Here is a 16619-nt window from a genome sequence, read left to right on the forward strand (position 1 = left end):
ACCCTCGGAAGCAGTTCGCATCACTGCAGGAGAAGGATGGGTGAAAAGATCAGTACCCTTTGTACTGCGCGGCTGCCGGGGCCGCACCGGCCCGCCCGCAATCGCGCGGCGGAGCGGTCAGGCAGCGGGCCGGAGCTTGATGTTGGTCATCTTGAGGTCGTTGGTGCCCTCGAAGCGGTAGGCGAGGTCGACCTTCTTGCCGTTACAGCTGATCTGGCCCGCCACGTCGGCTGATTTCAGGCCGTTTTCGGTGGCCACCTTGAGGTCGGTGTAGGCGGGCTTGCAGGAGTCATCCAGTTCCAGGCTTTTCACCCCGGCGATGAACGCCTCCTTGGAAAGCTGCTGCTGGAGCGCGGGGTCAAGGTAGTTGTCATATGCGGTGGTCACCTCGCCCGCGATCACCTTCTTGGTGAAGTCGTCGGCGAGGCCCCTGGCCTGGTTGGTGGCACTGTTCACCACGTTCACCAGGATCACGACGCCGAGGATCACCAACAGCAGCACCCCGCCGATGCCGCCGAGCACGATCCACAGTTTCCGCCGGCTGCGCACCCGCGGACGTTCCCCGGGCAGGCCGAACGGGGCCGGCTGCGCAGGCATCGGGGGCAGTTGCTGCGGCGACGGGTCCGCGTGTCCGTGCCGGTACGAATCCTGGGGACTGCTCAAGGGGGAGCCTTTCGGGGACGGGTGCGGTGGCACCGGCGGATTGCCCGGGCCCATCCCGGCCCGGCGCGTAACTGGAACCAGCCTATAACCCCGGCCTCCGGCGTCGTGCCTCCCGTGGTACAGCTACCCTCCCTCCGAGCCCCGTTCCAGGAGGGGCTGCACCCGGAAGGGGATCAGCTCGCCCATGGCCAGGGCCGTGTCCGCCCGCTCCACGCCGTCGCAGGCCAGGATCTTGCCGTTGATCCGGAACAGGTCCTCGGCGTCCTTGGCCACCACGCGCAGCAGCAGGTCTGCCGACCCCGTGAGCCCGTACCCCTCCAGGATCTCGGGGATCGCCGCGATCTCTTCCGCCAGCCGCCCGAGTTTCTGCTGCTGGACGTGCACGGAGATGAAGGCCATCAGCGGGTAGCCCAGCGCCACTGGATTAATGCGCCGTTCGAAGGACAGGAAGACGTGCTTCTTTTCCAGCTGTGCCATCCGCGCCTGGACGGTGTTCCGGGACAGGCCGAGCTTTTGCGCCAGTGCCACCACGGTCCGGCGCGGGTCCTGCGACAGCGCCGACAGCAGGCGGGTGTCAGTGCCATCCAAAGATTGCATAATGCGCAACGCTAGCACGGTGGCAGCACGGCGGACAGTGCATTCTGCTCAGAAAGAGCCGTGGTGGTTGTACCCCCTGAGCATTGTGAGTAGGGTCACAGTATCTGGGGCAATGGCGCCCGGAAGGCCGGTGGCGGCTGGAGCCAAAAGCCCGAAAACCACAGGTCAACGACGTACGAAGGTTGCGGCAATCGTGTCTACAGACGAAACGGGCCATGGCGGTGCAATCACCCCCGACAACGCAGGGGAATCCACCGCGTCCGGGCAGGAACTCCTCCAGTTGATCACCCCGGAAGGCGAGCGGATCAGCCACCCGGAGTTCGATTTTTGGGTCAAGGACATCACCGACGAGCAGTTGTGTTCGCTGTTCGAGGACATGACGGTCATCCGGCGGATCGATGTTGAAGCCACCGCCCTGCAAAGGCAGGGAGAGCTGGCGCTCTGGCCGCCGCTGCTGGGGCAGGAGGCGTCCCAGATCGGTTCGGGACGCGCCATGCGGGCGGACGACTTCGTCTTCTCCAGCTACCGCGAGAACGGCGTGGCCTACTGCCGGGGAGTGGACCTGACAGACCTGCTCCGGGTCTGGCGCGGCAACGCCTCCGGCGGCTGGGACCCCTACAGCATCAACATGGCAACCCCGCAGATCATCATTGGCGCCCAAACCCTCCACGCCACCGGCTATGCCATGGGCATCCAGAACGACGGCGCCGATGCCGTGGCAGTTACCTACTTCGGCGACGGCGCCACCAGCGAAGGCGACGTCAACGAGGCCATGGTGTTCGCCGCCAGCTTCCAGGCCCCCGTGGTGTTCTTCTGCACCAACAACCACTGGGCCATCTCCGAGCCCGTACGGCTGCAGTCGCACATCCACCTTGCGGAGCGGGCCACAGGCTTCGGCATCCCCAGCCTTCGGGTGGACGGCAATGACGTCCTGGCTGTCATGGCAGGCACCCGGCTTGCACTGGACCGGGCGCGGCGCGGCGGCGGCCCCACCTTCATCGAAGCCGTCACCTACCGGATGGGACCGCACACCACCGCCGATGATCCCACCCGCTACCGGGACGCCAACGAACTGGAGGACTGGGCGGCAAAGGACCCCATCTCCCGGCTGGCATCGCTCCTGGACCGGAAGGGCCTCCTGACCGCGGAGCTGCAGGAGCAGGTCCGGCGCAAGGCCGATTCCGTGGCAGCGGAAATGCGCCGCGGTTGCACCACCATGCCGGATCCCCAGCCGATGGACGTCTTCAAGCACGTCTACAGCACCCCCAACTCCTGGCTTGAACGCCAGCAGGACCATTACGCCCGCTACCTGGCTTCATTCGGCGACCCCGCAGGAGCAGTTTCAGAGGAAGGTGCACGCTGATGACCCAGTTGACCTTTGCCCGCGCCATAAACGCCGGCCTGCGGAAGTCGCTGGAAAGCGACTCCAAGGTGGTCCTCCTCGGCGAGGACATCGGTGCCCTCGGCGGCGTGTTCCGGGTAACCGACGGTCTGCAAAAAGACTTCGGCACCCACCGGGTGGTGGACACGCCGCTGGCCGAATCCGCCATCGTGGGGACTGCCGTCGGCCTGGCCTACCGCGGCTACCGCCCTGTGGTGGAGATCCAGTTCGACGGATTCATCTATCCGGCGTTCGACCAGATCGTCAGCCAGGTGGCGAAGCTGCATTACCGCACACGCGGCGCGGTGAAGATGCCCATCACCATCAGGGTTCCCTTCGGCGGCGGGATCGGCTCGCCGGAGCACCACTCCGAGTCCCCGGAAGCGTACTTCACACACACCTCCGGGCTGCGCGTGGTGGCCGTTTCCAACCCCCAGGACGCGTACACCGTGATCCAGCAGGCCATTTCCTGCGACGATCCCGTCCTGTATTTCGAACCCAAGCGCCGCTACCACGACAAAGGCGAGGTGGACGAGTCGGCCGCCCTTTCCTCCGCCCTGCCCATGGACAAGGCCCGCGTGCTGACCGAGGGCACCGACGCCACCCTGGTGGCCTACGGACCCCTGGTCAAGACCGCACTGGACGCCGCCACGGCCGCAGCCGACGAAGGAATCTCCCTCGAAGTCATCGACCTGCGCTCGCTGGCCCCGGTGGACTACGACGCCGTGGTCGCCTCCGTGCGGAAGACCGGGCGCCTGGTGGTCACGCACGAAGCCGGACAGTCCGGCGGCCTCGGAGCGGAAGTGGCCGCCAGCATCACCGAGCGGTGTTTCTACCACCTCGAAGCTGCTCCGGTCCGGGTCACCGGGTTCGACATTCCGTACCCGTACTCCAAGCTGGAAATGCACCACCTGCCGGGCCTGGACCGTATTCTCGACGGCGTGGACCGCGCCTTGGGCCGCCCGAATTCCCTGAGCGGGCTGGAAGGATGAGCGCCACCATGATCAAGGAATTCCGTCTCCCTGACCTGGGCGAAGGGCTCACAGAGTCAGAAATCCTCAGCTGGAAAGTGGACGTTGGGGACACCGTCAGCCTGAACCAGGTCATTGCCGAGGTGGAGACAGCCAAAGCCGTGGTGGAGCTTCCCTCTCCGTATGCCGGGGTTATCAGGGAGCTCCACGAGCAGCCCGGGTCCGTGGTTGAGGTAGGCAAGCCCATCGTCTCGTTCGAGGTGCCGGACGACGCCGGAACGGCACCTTCGGACCCGGCCGGAACGTTGACGGCGGAGCCGGGGGAGCGCGGCGCGGAAACGCAGAAACGGGAACCGAACCTGGTGGGCTACGGCGCCGTCGTCGAAGGCTCCGGCCGGCCGGCCCGCCGGCCCCGGAACTTCGCCGCCCCGGTGGTTGGCGCGGTCAAAACCGAGCCGGTCAAAATCGAGCCGCTCAAAACTGAGCCGGTCAAAACCGCGCCGGTCCAAACCGGGCCTGCGGTGGTTGAGCCTGCCGAAACCAGGCCTGCTGACACTGCAACCGCCGAGCGGCCACGGTCCACACCCCCGGTGCGCAAGCTGGCCAGGGACTTGGGGGTGGACCTGGCACGGGTTCCCGGCACCGGGCCTGGCGGGTTGATCACCAGGGAAGACGTCCGGGGATTTGCCGGACACAAGGAAGAAGCTGTCCCGCCCCTGGCGGAGCCGGTGGCCCGCTCAGGCAGCCGGTTGGGGGAGCGGGAAACCCGGACTCCCATCAAGGGCGTCCGCAAATACACCGCGGCCGCCATGGTGCAGAGTGCCTTCACCGCCCCGCATGCCACCGAATTCCTCACCGTGGACGTGACGCCAAGCCTTGAACTGCTGGCCAGGCTCAAGAACAGCAGGGAATTCGCCGGCTTCAAGCTCACCCCGCTGACGCTCGCGGCCAAGGCAGTCCTCGTCGCCCTCCGCAGGAATCCGGCGCTGAATTCGCACTGGGATGAGGAACACCAGGAAATCGTCACCTACAACTACGTCAACCTTGGCATCGCGGCGGCCACGCCCCGGGGACTCACCGTTCCCAACATCAAGGATGCGGACACCATGCAACTTCCGCAGCTCGCCCAGGCGTTGACGGCGCTCGCGGAAACGGCCCGCGCCGGCAAGACCACGCCTGCCGAGCTGTCCGGGGGCACCATTTCCATCACCAACATCGGCGTTTTCGGCATCGATGCCGGTACTCCCATCCTCAATCCGGGCGAGGCGGCCATCCTGGGGCTGGGCGCCGTCCGGACCCTGCCGTGGGAATACCGGGGCGAGGTGGCCCTGCGCCAGGTGATCACCTTGAGCCTGTCCTTCGACCACCGGCTGGTGGACGGCGAACAAGGCTCCCGGTTCCTTGCCGACGTGGGCGCCATCCTGGCCGAGCCGGGAATGGTGCTCACCATGGTCTAGCGGGAGGGCGGGGCGTCCCCTGCACTGTCCGCCAGCAGCGCTGCCAGTGCCATGCGCTCAAGCAGGGGGCGGGCCACGCCTGCCGCCATCCGCCGGCCATGGCTGCGGACGGAGTGCGGAGTGGAGTTGATGAGGCCGAAGGTGGCGTGCGCCCGCATGCGGAGTTCGGCAGCGTCCGTCCCGGGGTGGACGCCTGCGAGGACGTCCACCCATAACTCCACGTAGCTGCGCTGCAGGGAGCGCACCGCTGACTGGTCCTGCTCGGAGAGGTTGCTGAGGTCCCGGTCCTGGACGCGGATCACGTCGGGCTTGCCGAGCGCAAAGTCCACCTGGAACTCCACCAGCCGGCGGAGGGCGGCTGCCGGGTCGGCGCTGTCTTCCACCACCTGGCGTCCGCCGTCCAGCAGTTCCTGGCTCACGGTCACCAGGAGGTCGGCGAGGACTGCCTGCTTGCCCGGGAAATGGCGGTACACAGCGGGGCCGCTCACGCCTGCTGCCGCACCAAGGTCTTCGAGCGACACCCGGTTGAAGCCGTTCAGTGCGAACAGTGAAGCCGCCGCGGTGAGCAGGGCCTGCCGCCGGTTCTCCTTCGCCTTGCCGCGCTGCGTGGTGGGAGCCGGGTGCGTTGTGGTGCCTGGCTGCGCGGCGTTGCTGGACTGTGTTCCCGTGCTTGGCACTTTTCCTCCTCGGACCGACGCAGATTCTACCAACACCGCCATGTGTTGGACATCACAGTTAATCGAGACTAACCTGAATTTCAGTTATTAGTCACTAACCGAGTTGACCTGGAGTCGGCCCGGTCCAGACACGAACGGATCGTCAATGGAGACCCTGGCCAGCAGGCTCGACCCCGCAAGCGAGTCCTTCCGCGCCAACCGGGAAGCGCAACTGGCTCTCGCCGGCGATCTCCGGAAGAGGCTGGCGGACGCGGCCCTCGGCGGACCACAGAAATCGCGGGAGAGGCACGTGGCCCGGGGGAAGCTGCTGCCACGGGACCGGATCGACCAGTTGCTGGATGACGGCAGCCCGTTCCTTGAAATCGCGCCGCTGGCTGCCAACGGGATGTACGGCGACGACGCACCGGGAGCCGGGGTCATCGCCGGGATCGGACTGGTGCACGGGCGGCAGGTGCTGGTGATCTCCAACGATGCCACCGTCAAAGGCGGAACCTACTACCCGATGACGGTGAAGAAGCACCTCCGTGCCCAGGAGATAGCTCTCGAAAACGGGCTGCCCTGCATCTACCTGGTGGATTCGGGCGGGGCGTTCCTTCCCAAGCAGGATGAGGTCTTTCCGGACAAGGACCATTTTGGCCGCATCTTCTACAACCAGGCCAGGCTCTCCGCCGCGAAGATACCGCAGATCGCCGCCGTCATGGGGTCATGCACCGCCGGCGGTGCCTACGTCCCCGCCATGAGCGACGAGACAGTCATTGTCAGGAACCAAGGCACGATCTTCCTGGGCGGCCCGCCCCTGGTGAAGGCCGCCATCGGGGAGATCGTGACTGCGGAGGAACTCGGCGGTGGAGACGTGCACGCACGCATCTCCGGGGTGACCGACCACCTGGCCGAAAATGACGAGCACGCCCTGCAGATCATCCGGGACATCGTTGCCACCCTCCCGCCGCCCGCCGCGCCCGCCTGGCAGGTGGAGCCCGTCGTCGAACCCGCCGTGGACCCGGACGGAATCTACGGCGCCGTGCCCACGGACGTCAACGCCCCCTACGACGTCCACGAAGTCATCGCCCGGCTGGTGGACGGCAGCAGGTTCCACGAGTTCAAACGGGAATACGGCACCACCCTTGTCACGGGATTCGCCCGGATCTGCGGACACCCCGTGGGAATCGTGGCCAACAACGGCGTGCTTTTCAGCGAATCGTCGCTCAAGGGCGCCCATTTCATCGAACTCTGCGACCAGCGCGGCATCCCCCTGCTGTTCCTGCAGAACATCTCCGGCTTCATGGTGGGCAAGGACGCCGAGCAGGGCGGCATCGCCAAGAACGGCGCCAAGATGGTGACCGCCGTGGCCACTGCCCGCGTTCCCAAGCTGACGGTGGTGATCGGCGGCTCCTTTGGCGCCGGCAACTATTCGATGTGCGGCCGGGCCTTTTCGCCGCGGTTCCTCTGGATGTGGCCGGCCGCCCGGATCTCCGTCATGGGCGGCAACCAGGCCGCCAGCGTCCTGGCCACCGTGAAACGCGACCAGTACGAGGCGGCCGGCGAAGAATGGCCGGCAAGCGACGAAGAGGCGTTCAAAGCACCCATCCGCCGCCAGTACGAGGACCAAGGCAGCCCCTACTACTCCACGGCCAGGCTCTGGGACGATGCCGTGATCGACCCCGCAGACACCCGCACCGTCCTGGGACTGGCGCTCGACGTCGTCTCCCGCACCCCCTTGCCGGAGACCTCCTTCGGCCTCTTCCGGATGTGAGCCCGCAATGACCATGCAAACCCGAACAGATCCAGCCCCCGGCGGCACGTCCACCCCACGCCTGTTCGGCACGGTCCTGGTGGCAAACCGCGGTGAAATCGCCTGCCGGGTCATCCGGACCCTGCGCCGCCTGGGCATCCGGTCGGTGGCCGTCTACAGCGATGCCGACGCCGGCGCCCGCCACGTCCGCGAAGCTGACGCGGCCGTGCGCATCGGCCCGGCAGCCGCCGTCGACAGCTACCTGAGCGCGGACGCGATCATTGAGGCGTGCCGGCAATCGGGCGCCGAGGCCGTCCACCCGGGGTACGGCTTCCTCAGCGAGAACGTGGACTTCGCCCGCGCCCTGGAGAAATCCGGCATCACTTTCATCGGACCCGGCGTGGAGGCCCTGAACGTTATGGGGGACAAGATCCGGGCCAAGAACCACGTGGCCGGCTACGGCGTGCCGGTGGTTCCCGGCATCGCCGAGCCCGGCATGACCGACAGCGAACTGGTGGAGGCAGCCGGCGGGGTCGGCTTTCCGCTCCTGATCAAGCCCTCCGCCGGCGGCGGCGGCAAGGGGATGCACGCCGTCGAAAAACCGGAGGACCTGGCCGCCGCCCTGGCAACGGCCCGGCGCGTGGCCGCCGCCGCGTTCGGCGACGACACCCTGTTCCTGGAACGCCTGGTGACCACCCCACGGCACATCGAAGTGCAGGTGCTGGCGGACAGCCACGGCAACGTCATCCACCTGGGCGAGCGGGAATGCTCGCTGCAGCGGCGTCACCAGAAAGTCATCGAGGAAGCGCCGTCGCCGCTGCTGGAGGGCCTTCCGGACGGGGCGGCCATTCGGGCACGGATCGGCGAGGCGGCCTGCAATGCAGCCCGCAGCGTGAACTACCGGGGCGCCGGAACCGTGGAATTCCTGGTTTCCGACGACGCACCGGACGAGTTCTTCTTCATGGAGATGAACACCAGGCTGCAGGTGGAGCACCCGGTGACCGAAATGGTCACCGGCACCGACCTCGTGGAATGGCAGGTAAGGATCGCCGCCGGTGCCGAACTGACGCTCCGGCAGGCCGACGTCGAACTTTCCGGCCATGCCGTGGAAGCGCGCGTGTACGCCGAGGTGCCGGAGAAGAATTTCCTCCCCTCCACCGGGACCGTGCTGGTGCTGGACGAACTGCCATCCCCGGCCGGGGGCCGGGTCCGGGTGGACTCCTCCCTGCTGGAGGGCCTGGAACTCCCGGCCCACTATGACCCCATGATTTCCAAGGTCATCGCGTGGGGCGAAGACCGCGGTGCCGCGCTGGCAACCCTTGACGAGGCCCTGGCCCGCTACACCGCCTTGGGAATCGACACCAATGTGGAGTACCTGCGGCTCCTGCTGAACGACTCCGACGTCAAGGCCGGCCACCTGGACACCGGCCTGATCGAACGCAAGCTGCCCGGCATGGAATTCCGGAAGGCCGGTGACGCCGAACTGGTGGCCGCGGCGCTGTACGCGCTCTCCCTGGAGGACCACAACACTGCCCCGGGGAGCGGACCGTGGCGGGCCCACAACGGCTGGCGGCTCGGAACGCCGGCACCGCGCCGGATCAGCCTGGGAACGGCCGACGACGGCGTGGCCACGGTTGAGGTCACCGGAAGCCCGGCAAGGGCAGCCGCCGTCACGGCAGCCGTTGACGGGCGAAAGCAGGAGCGCGCAGGGCTATCCCTTGAGGACCCGCGGCGGGCCGTCCTCCGGCTCGGCGACGACACCCAAATTTACGCGGTGGGCGCAAGCCCCGGCCGGCCCACGCGGCTCTTCCTGGGCAGTGATGGCTGGTCCTGCCGGCTTGAGGTCCTGACCCGGGAGGCACGGCTGGACCGGGTGCTCGCCGCCATTCAACGCGAAGAGGGCTCAGCGGACCCCGAGGTGCGCTCGCCAATGCCGGGAACCGTGGTGGCCGTCCCGGTCTCCGACGGCGACGCGGTCCAAGCCGGGGAGGTCCTGGTGTCCGTGGAGGCCATGAAGATGGAGCACCACCTCGTTGCGCCGCTGACCGGCACCGTGCACCTCAGCGCCCGCACCGGCGACCTCGTGAAGGCCGACCAGGTCCTGGCCACCGTGCACCCCCACCCTGCAGACGCGGAACCAGCGCCCGCAGATACAGATACAGATACAGATACAGATACAGATACAGCCACCAGCCAAGGCGAAGGAGCCTGACCATGACCGGATTCGAACTCAGCGAGGAATACCAGGACCTCAGCGACACCGTCCGCGACTTCGCGGACAACGTGGTGGCCCCTGTCTCCGCCAAACACGATGAGGAACACAGCTTCCCGTATGACGTGGTGAAACAGATGGCCGAAATGGGCCTGTTCGGGCTGCCCTTCCCGGAGGAATTCGGCGGCATGGGCGGCGACTACTTCGCGCTCGCCCTGGCCTTGGAACAACTCGGCCGGGTGGACCAGTCGGTGGCCATCACGCTGGAGGCCGGCGTTTCCCTGGGTGCCATGCCGGTGTACCGCTTTGGAACCGACGCCCAGAAGCAGGAATGGCTTCCGCTCCTGGCATCAGGCCAGGCGCTCGCGGGCTTCGGGCTCACCGAACCCGAGGCCGGCTCTGACGCCGGCGGTACCAAGACCCACGCCCGGCGGGAGGACGGTCACTGGGTGATCAACGGCAACAAGGAGTTCATCACCAACTCGGGAACCGACATCACCCGCCTGGTTACCGTCACCGCCGTCACCGGGCAGCAGGAACGCCCCGACGGCAGCATCAAGAAGGACATCTCCACCATCCTCGTGCCCACGGATACGCCGGGCTTCAAAGCCGAGAAGCCGTACAACAAGGTGGGCTGGAATGCCTCCGACACCCACCCGTTGACCCTCAAGGATGTCCGCGTACCGGAGGAAAACCTCCTCGGCGAAGAAGGGCGCGGGTACGCGAATTTCCTGTCCATCCTGGACGAAGGCAGGATCGCCATTGCCGCGCTGGCCACCGGCGCCGCCCAGGGCTGCGTGGACCTGTCGGTCAAATACGCCAGGGAACGCCGGGCATTTGGCCAGGAAATCGGCAAGTACCAGGCCATCTCCTTCAAGATCGCGCGGATGGAAGCGCGGGCCCACACGGCCCGCCTGGCCTACTACGATGCGGCCGCCAGGATGCTGGCCGGCAAGCCGTTCAAGACCCAGGCGGCCATCGCTAAGATGGTCGCAGGCGAGGCGGCCATGGACAACGCGCGGGATGCCACCCAGGTATTCGGCGGCTATGGCTTCATCAACGAGTTCACCGTGGCACGCCACTACCGCGACTCCAAGATCCTTGAAGTGGGGGAGGGCACCACGGAAGTCCAGCTGATGCTGATCGCCCGTGAACTGGGACTGTAAGCACCTGCGCCAGCAGTACGGATCGCAGCCGGCCGGAAAGGATCAATGATGATTGACAAGGTTGTAGCCAGCGCCGACGACGCCGTGGCGGATATCCCGGACGGGGCTTCCCTGGCGGTTGGCGGCTTCGGGCTGTGCGGCATCCCGGTGGCCCTGATCGACGCCCTGCACCGCGCCGGAACCTCCGGCCTGGAAACGGTCAGCAATAACTGCGGCGTGGATGACTGGGGCTTGGGCATCCTGCTCCGCGACGGCCGCATCCGCCGCACCATCAGCTCCTATGTGGGGGAGAACAAGGAGTTCGCCCGCCAGTACCTTGCCGGTGAGCTCGAGGTGGTGTTGACACCGCAGGGCACCCTGGCCGAGAAGCTGCGCGCCGGCGGCGCCGGCATCCCCGCGTTCTACACCAAGGCGGGGGTGGGGACCCAGGTGTCCGACGGCGGCCTGCCGCAGAAGTACGACGCCGACGGCGGCATCGCGATCGCCTCCGCGGCCAAGGAAGTGCGTTCCTTCGGGGGAGTGGACTACGTCCTGGAAGAATCCCTCACCCCCGACTACGGGCTGGTGCACGCCTGGAAGGGTGACCGGCACGGCAACCTGGTCTTCCATGCCACGGCCATGAACTTCAATCCGCTCTGCGCCATGGCCGGACGCATCACCATCGCCGAGGTGGAGGAACTCGTCGAACCCGGCGAACTGGACCCCGGACACATCCACACCCCCGGGATCTTCGTCCAGCGGGTGGTCCTGGCGTCCGGCGGGGAAAAGCGCATCGAAAAGCGGACGGTGGCCCTGGCGGCCCCGGCCGCGGCGGGCGGGAACCCCGCCGGCAGTGACCAGCAGGCAGGAGCATGACCATGGATCCCAACAGCCCCGAGGCGCCCCGCCCGGAAGCGGTCCGTCCGGAATACCGGCGCGGCGGCGGGCACCAGCCCGGGCCCGGCGGGGCCGCCGCCGCAGCAGGCGGCAAAGGCTGGACGCGGAACGAACTGGCCGCCAGGGTTGCCCGGGAACTCCGCAACGGCCAGTACGTCAACCTGGGCATCGGCATGCCCACCCTGATTCCCAACTACATTCCGGCCGGGGTGGAAGTGGTGCTGCACTCGGAGAACGGGATCCTGGGCGTCGGCCCCTACCCGGCAGAGGATGCGGTGGATCCGGACCTGATCAATGCCGGCAAGGAGACCGTGACGGTCAACCGGGGTGCGGCGTTCTTCGACTCGGCGACGTCGTTTGGCATGATCCGCGGCGGCCACGTGGACCTGGCCGTCCTGGGCGCGATGGAAGTGGCCGCCAACGGAGACCTCGCCAATTGGATGGTCCCGGGAAAGATGGTCAAGGGAATGGGCGGCGCCATGGACCTGGTGTTTGGCGCCAAGCGCGTGATCGTGATGATGGAGCACGTGGACCGGAACGGCAATCCCAAGATTGTCAGGGAGTGCTCGCTCCCGCTGACCGGCAAAGGCTGCGTGGACCGGATCATCACCGACCTCGCCGTGATCGACGTCGTCCGGGACGGCGGCCCCTCCCGGCTGGTGCTGCGCGAGCTGGCCCCCAACGTTTCCGTCGAAGACGTGGTGGCCGCCACCGGCGCGGAATTGTACGAAGAAGACCAGGAACTTACCGTATGACCGGCACCGACCCCACTGATAGGCTCCCGGCCGGCCCAGCGGCCCCAGGGGGCGGCCGGCGCGTCATCGAGCAGCGCGGGCTCTACTTCGACGAGCTGGAGGAGGGCGTGCTGTATGCCCACCGGCCTGGACGCACCGTGACGGAAACGGACAACGTCCTTTTCACCACCCTCACCATGAACACGCAGGCGCTGCACCTGGATGCTGCCTGGAGCGCGGGGCAGCCTTTTGGCCAGCGGCTGATGAACTCGATGTTCACCCTCGCCACCATGGTGGGGCAGTCCGTCACCCAGTTGACCCAGGGGACCATCATCGCCCAGCTCGGGCTGACCGATGTCTCCTTTCCGCACCCGCTCTACCACGGGGACACGCTCTACACAGAGACCGTGATCACCGGCAAACGGCTTTCGGCCTCCCGGCCGGGCCAGGGCATTGCCGCCATGGAGCACACCGGGCGCAACCAGGACGGAGCCGTGGTGGCACGGGCCACGAGAAGCTGCCTGATGTGGACCCGGGCCGCCCACCAGGACCAGCCCGACGCACAGGGGAGAATGCCCGTATGACATTTGTGATGGGCCCGGCCCTGCTCTTTTGCCCCGCCGACCGCCCCGAGCGCTACCTGAAAGCCGCAGCGCGGGCGGACGCCGTGATCCTGGACCTCGAGGACGCCGTGGCGCCACCGGACAAGCAGCGGGCGCGCGGGGCAATCCTGGCCCAGGCGGGCGCTGCAGGAGACGATCCCGAACTTGACCCCAGCCGGACCATCGTCCGGGTCAACCCGGTCGGCACGGACGACTTCGCGAAGGACCTGCACTGCCTGGCGCACACGCCGTACCGCACGGTGATGCTCGCCAAGGCGGAATCGGCTGAACAGCTCAAGGCGCTGGAAGGCTACCAGGTCATTGCGTTGTGCGAAACGGCCCTGGGCGTGCTGAACGCCCCCGCCATTGCGGCTGCCCCCAACGTGGTGGCCCTGATGTGGGGAGCAGAGGACCTCGTGGCCACGTTGGGCGGCACCTCCAGCAGGAAGGACGACGGCGGCTACCGGGCGGTCGCCCTGCACGCCCGCTCCTCGGTGCTGCTGGCCGCCAGGGCCTTGGGCAAGGAAGCCATCGACGCCGTGTACACCAACATCCCCGACCTCGACGGGCTGGCGGACGAAACCGCCGACGCCGTGGCCTCCGGGTTCGGCTCCAAGGCGTGTATCCATCCCGGCCAGGCTGCCGTGGTCCGCAAAGCCTTCGCTCCCTCCGGGGAGGAGGTGGCCGCGGCGCGTGAACTGCTGCACGCTGCCGCGGCGGCCGGGAGCGGGGTCTTCCAACACCACGGAAAGATGATCGACGGGCCAATCCTGAAGCACGCCGAAGGCATCCTGCGCCGTGCAGGCAGGGACGCCTAGCTGCCCTTCCGTCCCGTCGGCCGGCGAAGGGACGTGGGCGGAATGGGCTCGTACAGCAGCGTCCGCACCCAGCGGTTCCCGGTCTCCCGGAGCTCCTTCCGGGTGGCGAAGCGGTAATGGAAACTTCGCACGCGCACCAGGCGCGGCGCGGCGCCGTCGAACGGGTCATGCCGGAGCAGCCGCAACACCTGCCGGTCCGCCACGAGCAGTTTGCCCAGGAAGGCATAGAACCATTCCTCGTGCACGCTCCGCAGCGGCAGGAACCACATCAGCCAGTCCAACCGCAGGTGGTACGGAGCCCACTGCCGGGGAATGCGGCTGACATCGCCGGGTTTGCCCTTGAAGCCATACTCGCGCCAGTCCGACGCGTCCCCGGGGTTCCCGTCCAAGGTTCCTTCCACCACGATCTCGATGCGCTGCCTGGTCACCGTGCCGAAGGCGCCGTAGGCATTGACCAGCTGCCACCGGTTGAAGCTGGCATTCATGAGCTGCCGGCGGGAGAAGAGGTTCCGCAATGGCCAGTAGCTAAGGACCAGCAGCAGGAGGGACGCCGCCAGCGTTATGGCCAGCCACCACAGGGGAGTGGCCGGTGCTGCGCCGGCGTGCCAGTCCGCCGGGACGGCCGGGATCACGGCGTGGGCCACGGGATCGCTGACCGCGGCAAACGCCAGGATGATCGCCATCCAGTTCAGCCATGCAAAGTTGCCGCTCGCCACCAGCCACAGCTGGGTGGCCACGACGACGGCCGCCGCCACGCCCGCCACCGGCTGCGGGGCGAACAGCAGGAACGGCACCACCAGCTGGGCGATGTGGTTGCCCACCACTTCGATCCGGTGCAGCGGCTTCGGCAGCAGGTGTGCCTGCCTGCTGAGGGGGCCCGGCATGGGCTGGGTTTCATGGTGGTAGTACAAGGCCGTCAGGTCCCGCCACTCGCGGCCGCCGCGGATCTTGATCATGCCTGCCCCGAATTCCAGCCGGAACACCAGCCACACCACCAGGATCAGGATGGTCCGCGGCGGTTCCGTCTGGTCCGATCCGAGGAAGGCCACGGTGAAACCGGCCTCCAGCAGCAGCATCTCCCAGCCGAACCCGTAGAAGGTCTGCCCCACGTTCACGATGGACATGTACAAAAGCCACAGGGCAAGGAACGCAAGCAATGGAACCCAGGGCGGTCCGGCCTGGGGGAGCCCGGCGACGAGCAGCGCCGAGACCGCCAGGCCTGCGGCGCAGACACCGCGCAGCAGCCGGTCGGAATACCGCCAACGGAACAGCGTGGGCCGGGACAACCGGGAAAACGCGGCCAGGAAGTCCGGCACCGGAAGGAGGCCGCGCTCTCCGAGCAAGGCCGGGAACTGGTTCAGCGTGGACAGGAACGCAACAAAGTACAACGCTGCGACGCCCCGTTGCAGCACCTGCCGGGCAAATTCATACTCCGGCGCATCGAACCAGGTGAGCCAGTCCACGGTTTCCACGTTACGCCCGGCCGCCCGGCGGTCAAGGCGCAGCAGGCCCGGCCGCGTGCGGGATACTTAACGGATGCAGCCACGCAGAATCGTCTTCCTCGGATCCACCGGTTCCATCGGCACCCAGGCGATCGACGTCGTCGACGGCGCCCCGCACCTGTTCGAGGTGGTGGCACTCAGTGCCGGTGGCGGCAACCTTGAACTGCTGGCCCGCCAGGCGGTCCACACCGGTGCCGCCGTGGTGGGCATCGCCGCCGGTGACCCCGGCCGGCTGGAATCCCTTATCCGGGAAGCAGCAGCCGCCGCCGGCCGTCCCGGGTACCGCCCGGAAATCGTGGCCGGACCTGACGCCTCGGCCCGGATCGCCGCGGTGGAAGCGGATGTGGTCCTCAACGGCATCACCGGTTCCATTGGCCTGGCGCCCACCCTTGCGGCACTCCGCTCCGGGGCCACCCTGGCCCTGGCCAACAAGGAATCGCTGATCGTTGGCGGCAGCCTGGTCAAGGCTGCGGCCAAGGAAGGCCAGATTGTGCCCGTTGACTCGGAACACTCGGCGATCGCCCAGTGCCTGCGCGCAGGTACGGCAGCCGAGGTGGACCGGCTCATCCTGACGGCCTCGGGGGGGCCTTTCCGCGGCAGGAGCCGGGAGCAGCTGCATTCCGTCACGCCACGCGAGGCGCTGGCGCACCCCACCTGGGACATGGGGGTCATGGTCACCACCAATTCGGCCACCCTGGTCAACAAGGGACTGGAAGTCATCGAAGCCCACCTGCTGTTCGATATCCCGCTCGACCGGATCGATGTGGTGGTGCACCCGCAGTCCGTCGTCCATTCGATGGTCCAGTTCGTTGACGGCTCCACCATTGCCCAGGCCTCCCCGCCGGACATGCGGCTTCCGATTGCCCTTGGCCTGGGCTGGCCGGCCCGGGTACCCATGGCCGCGCCCGCCTGCGACTGGACCCAGGCCGCCACCTGGACCTTTGAACCCCTGGATGCTGCAGCCTTCCCGGCCGTTGACCTTGCCAAGGACGCCGCCAAGCAAGGCAGCACCTTCCCTGCTGTTTTCAATGCGGCCAACGAAGAGGCCGTTACGGCGTTCCATGCGGGCCGGATCCGGTTCACCGACATCGTCGATACCGTGGACGGGGTGCTCAGCGAACACTCAGGTTCCTCCGGGCTGACAGTGGAGTCGGTGCTGGATGCTGAAAGCTGGGCACGCGCCCGCGCCCACGAACGTTTAGCAGTCAGCAGTCTCTAGGAAGCAGCAGCA

General features: G+C 67.3%; 15 protein-coding genes. 11 read left to right on the plus strand and 4 right to left on the minus strand.

The window, feature by feature from the left end; all coding sequences use genetic code 11:
* Positions 1 to 117: 117 nt before the first annotated feature.
* The gene (locus QRM96_RS18320) at positions 118 to 663 is read right to left on the minus strand and encodes a hypothetical protein (protein ID WP_240617723.1); all 546 of its coding nucleotides are present in this window, start codon (positions 661 to 663) and stop codon (positions 118 to 120) included.
* Between the two features lie 123 nt (positions 664 to 786).
* Positions 787 to 1260, minus strand: coding sequence for an Lrp/AsnC family transcriptional regulator (locus tag QRM96_RS18325; RefSeq protein WP_285320510.1), 474 nt, complete (start codon positions 1258 to 1260; stop codon positions 787 to 789).
* A 193-nt stretch (positions 1261 to 1453) separates the two neighbouring features.
* Between QRM96_RS18325 and pdhA the strand changes: the two genes are divergently transcribed.
* From pdhA to QRM96_RS18340, 3 genes are read left to right on the plus strand one after another with little or no spacing between them, the layout of a single operon-like run.
* Complete coding sequence (gene pdhA / locus QRM96_RS18330; protein ID WP_285320511.1) at positions 1454 to 2623, plus strand: pyruvate dehydrogenase (acetyl-transferring) E1 component subunit alpha; 1170 nt, start codon at positions 1454 to 1456, stop codon at positions 2621 to 2623.
* A complete protein-coding gene (locus tag QRM96_RS18335; RefSeq protein ID WP_018763446.1) occupies positions 2623 to 3633 on the plus strand; it encodes an alpha-ketoacid dehydrogenase subunit beta in 1011 nt (336 codons plus the stop codon). The genes pdhA and QRM96_RS18335 overlap by 1 nt, the downstream gene beginning before the upstream one ends.
* Before the next feature lie 8 nt (positions 3634 to 3641).
* Positions 3642 to 5069, plus strand: coding sequence for a dihydrolipoamide acetyltransferase family protein (locus tag QRM96_RS18340; RefSeq protein WP_285320512.1), 1428 nt, complete (start codon positions 3642 to 3644; stop codon positions 5067 to 5069).
* Here the strand turns inward: QRM96_RS18340 and QRM96_RS18345 are convergent.
* The gene (locus tag QRM96_RS18345) at positions 5066 to 5746 is read right to left on the minus strand and encodes an SACE_7040 family transcriptional regulator (RefSeq protein WP_285320513.1); all 681 of its coding nucleotides are present in this window, start codon (positions 5744 to 5746) and stop codon (positions 5066 to 5068) included. The genes QRM96_RS18340 and QRM96_RS18345 overlap by 4 nt on opposite strands.
* A 145-nt stretch (positions 5747 to 5891) precedes the next feature.
* Between QRM96_RS18345 and QRM96_RS18350 the strand changes: the two genes are divergently transcribed.
* From QRM96_RS18350 to QRM96_RS18380, 7 genes are read left to right on the plus strand one after another with little or no spacing between them, the layout of a single operon-like run.
* On the plus strand, positions 5892 to 7499 hold the full coding sequence (locus QRM96_RS18350) for a carboxyl transferase domain-containing protein (RefSeq protein ID WP_285320514.1): 1608 nt from the start codon (positions 5892 to 5894) through the stop codon (positions 7497 to 7499).
* A gap of 7 nt (positions 7500 to 7506) precedes the next feature.
* Positions 7507 to 9690 (plus strand): acetyl/propionyl/methylcrotonyl-CoA carboxylase subunit alpha, encoded by a 2184-nt coding sequence (locus QRM96_RS18355; protein ID WP_285320515.1) that lies wholly within the window; start codon positions 7507 to 7509, stop codon positions 9688 to 9690.
* A 2-nt stretch (positions 9691 to 9692) separates the two neighbouring features.
* Positions 9693 to 10856: an acyl-CoA dehydrogenase family protein gene (locus QRM96_RS18360; protein ID WP_285320516.1), complete on the plus strand. Its 1164-nt coding sequence runs from the start codon at positions 9693 to 9695 to the stop codon at positions 10854 to 10856.
* A 48-nt stretch (positions 10857 to 10904) separates the two neighbouring features.
* Positions 10905 to 11711, plus strand: a complete 807-nt coding sequence (locus QRM96_RS18365) for a CoA transferase subunit A (RefSeq protein ID WP_285320535.1) — start codon at positions 10905 to 10907, stop codon at positions 11709 to 11711.
* Complete coding sequence (locus tag QRM96_RS18370) at positions 11708 to 12487, plus strand: CoA transferase subunit B (RefSeq protein WP_502934907.1); 780 nt, start codon at positions 11708 to 11710, stop codon at positions 12485 to 12487. The genes QRM96_RS18365 and QRM96_RS18370 overlap by 4 nt, the downstream gene beginning before the upstream one ends.
* A complete protein-coding gene (locus tag QRM96_RS18375; RefSeq protein WP_285320517.1) occupies positions 12484 to 13050 on the plus strand; it encodes a MaoC family dehydratase in 567 nt (188 codons plus the stop codon). Before QRM96_RS18370 ends, QRM96_RS18375 begins: the two co-directional genes overlap by 4 nt.
* Entirely contained in the window at positions 13047 to 13886 is an 840-nt protein-coding gene (locus tag QRM96_RS18380) for an HpcH/HpaI aldolase/citrate lyase family protein (RefSeq protein WP_285320518.1), read from the plus strand. Before QRM96_RS18375 ends, QRM96_RS18380 begins: the two co-directional genes overlap by 4 nt.
* Here the strand turns inward: QRM96_RS18380 and QRM96_RS18385 are convergent.
* The gene (locus QRM96_RS18385; RefSeq protein WP_285320519.1) at positions 13883 to 15349 is read right to left on the minus strand and encodes a lipase maturation factor family protein; all 1467 of its coding nucleotides are present in this window, start codon (positions 15347 to 15349) and stop codon (positions 13883 to 13885) included. The two genes, QRM96_RS18380 and QRM96_RS18385, sit on opposite strands and share 4 nt — an antisense overlap.
* Positions 15350 to 15422: 73 nt before the next feature.
* Here QRM96_RS18385 and dxr point away from each other — a divergent pair, with 73 nt between their 5' ends.
* The gene (gene dxr, locus QRM96_RS18390; protein WP_285320520.1) at positions 15423 to 16607 is read left to right on the plus strand and encodes a 1-deoxy-D-xylulose-5-phosphate reductoisomerase; all 1185 of its coding nucleotides are present in this window, start codon (positions 15423 to 15425) and stop codon (positions 16605 to 16607) included.
* Positions 16608 to 16619 lie beyond the last annotated feature (12 nt).

It is taken from the genome of Pseudarthrobacter sp. lyk4-40-TYG-27 (assembly GCF_030209295.1).
In the GTDB taxonomy this organism is placed as follows: domain Bacteria; phylum Actinomycetota; class Actinomycetes; order Actinomycetales; family Micrococcaceae; genus Arthrobacter.

Excerpts from the sequence above, each read along its gene's own strand:
- QRM96_RS18340 (WP_285320512.1), top strand. The coding sequence starts at position 3,642 with ATGATCAAGGAATTCCGTCTCCCTGACCTGGGCGAAGGGCTCACAGAG.
- QRM96_RS18335 (WP_018763446.1), top strand. The coding sequence starts at position 2,623 with ATGACCCAGTTGACCTTTGCCCGCGCCATAAACGCCGGCCTGCGGAAG.
- QRM96_RS18355 (WP_285320515.1), top strand. The coding sequence starts at position 7,507 with ATGACCATGCAAACCCGAACAGATCCAGCCCCCGGCGGCACGTCCACC.
- QRM96_RS18380 (WP_285320518.1), top strand. The coding sequence starts at position 13,047 with ATGACATTTGTGATGGGCCCGGCCCTGCTCTTTTGCCCCGCCGACCGC.
- QRM96_RS18365 (WP_285320535.1), top strand. The coding sequence starts at position 10,905 with ATGATTGACAAGGTTGTAGCCAGCGCCGACGACGCCGTGGCGGATATC.
- QRM96_RS18350 (WP_285320514.1), top strand. The coding sequence starts at position 5,892 with ATGGAGACCCTGGCCAGCAGGCTCGACCCCGCAAGCGAGTCCTTCCGC.
- QRM96_RS18375 (WP_285320517.1), top strand. The coding sequence starts at position 12,484 with ATGACCGGCACCGACCCCACTGATAGGCTCCCGGCCGGCCCAGCGGCC.
- dxr (WP_285320520.1), top strand. The coding sequence starts at position 15,423 with ATGCAGCCACGCAGAATCGTCTTCCTCGGATCCACCGGTTCCATCGGC.
- QRM96_RS18325 (WP_285320510.1), bottom strand. The coding sequence starts at position 1,260 with ATGCAATCTTTGGATGGCACTGACACCCGCCTGCTGTCGGCGCTGTCG.
- QRM96_RS18360 (WP_285320516.1), top strand. The coding sequence starts at position 9,693 with ATGACCGGATTCGAACTCAGCGAGGAATACCAGGACCTCAGCGACACC.
- QRM96_RS18370 (WP_502934907.1), top strand. The coding sequence starts at position 11,708 with ATGACCATGGATCCCAACAGCCCCGAGGCGCCCCGCCCGGAAGCGGTC.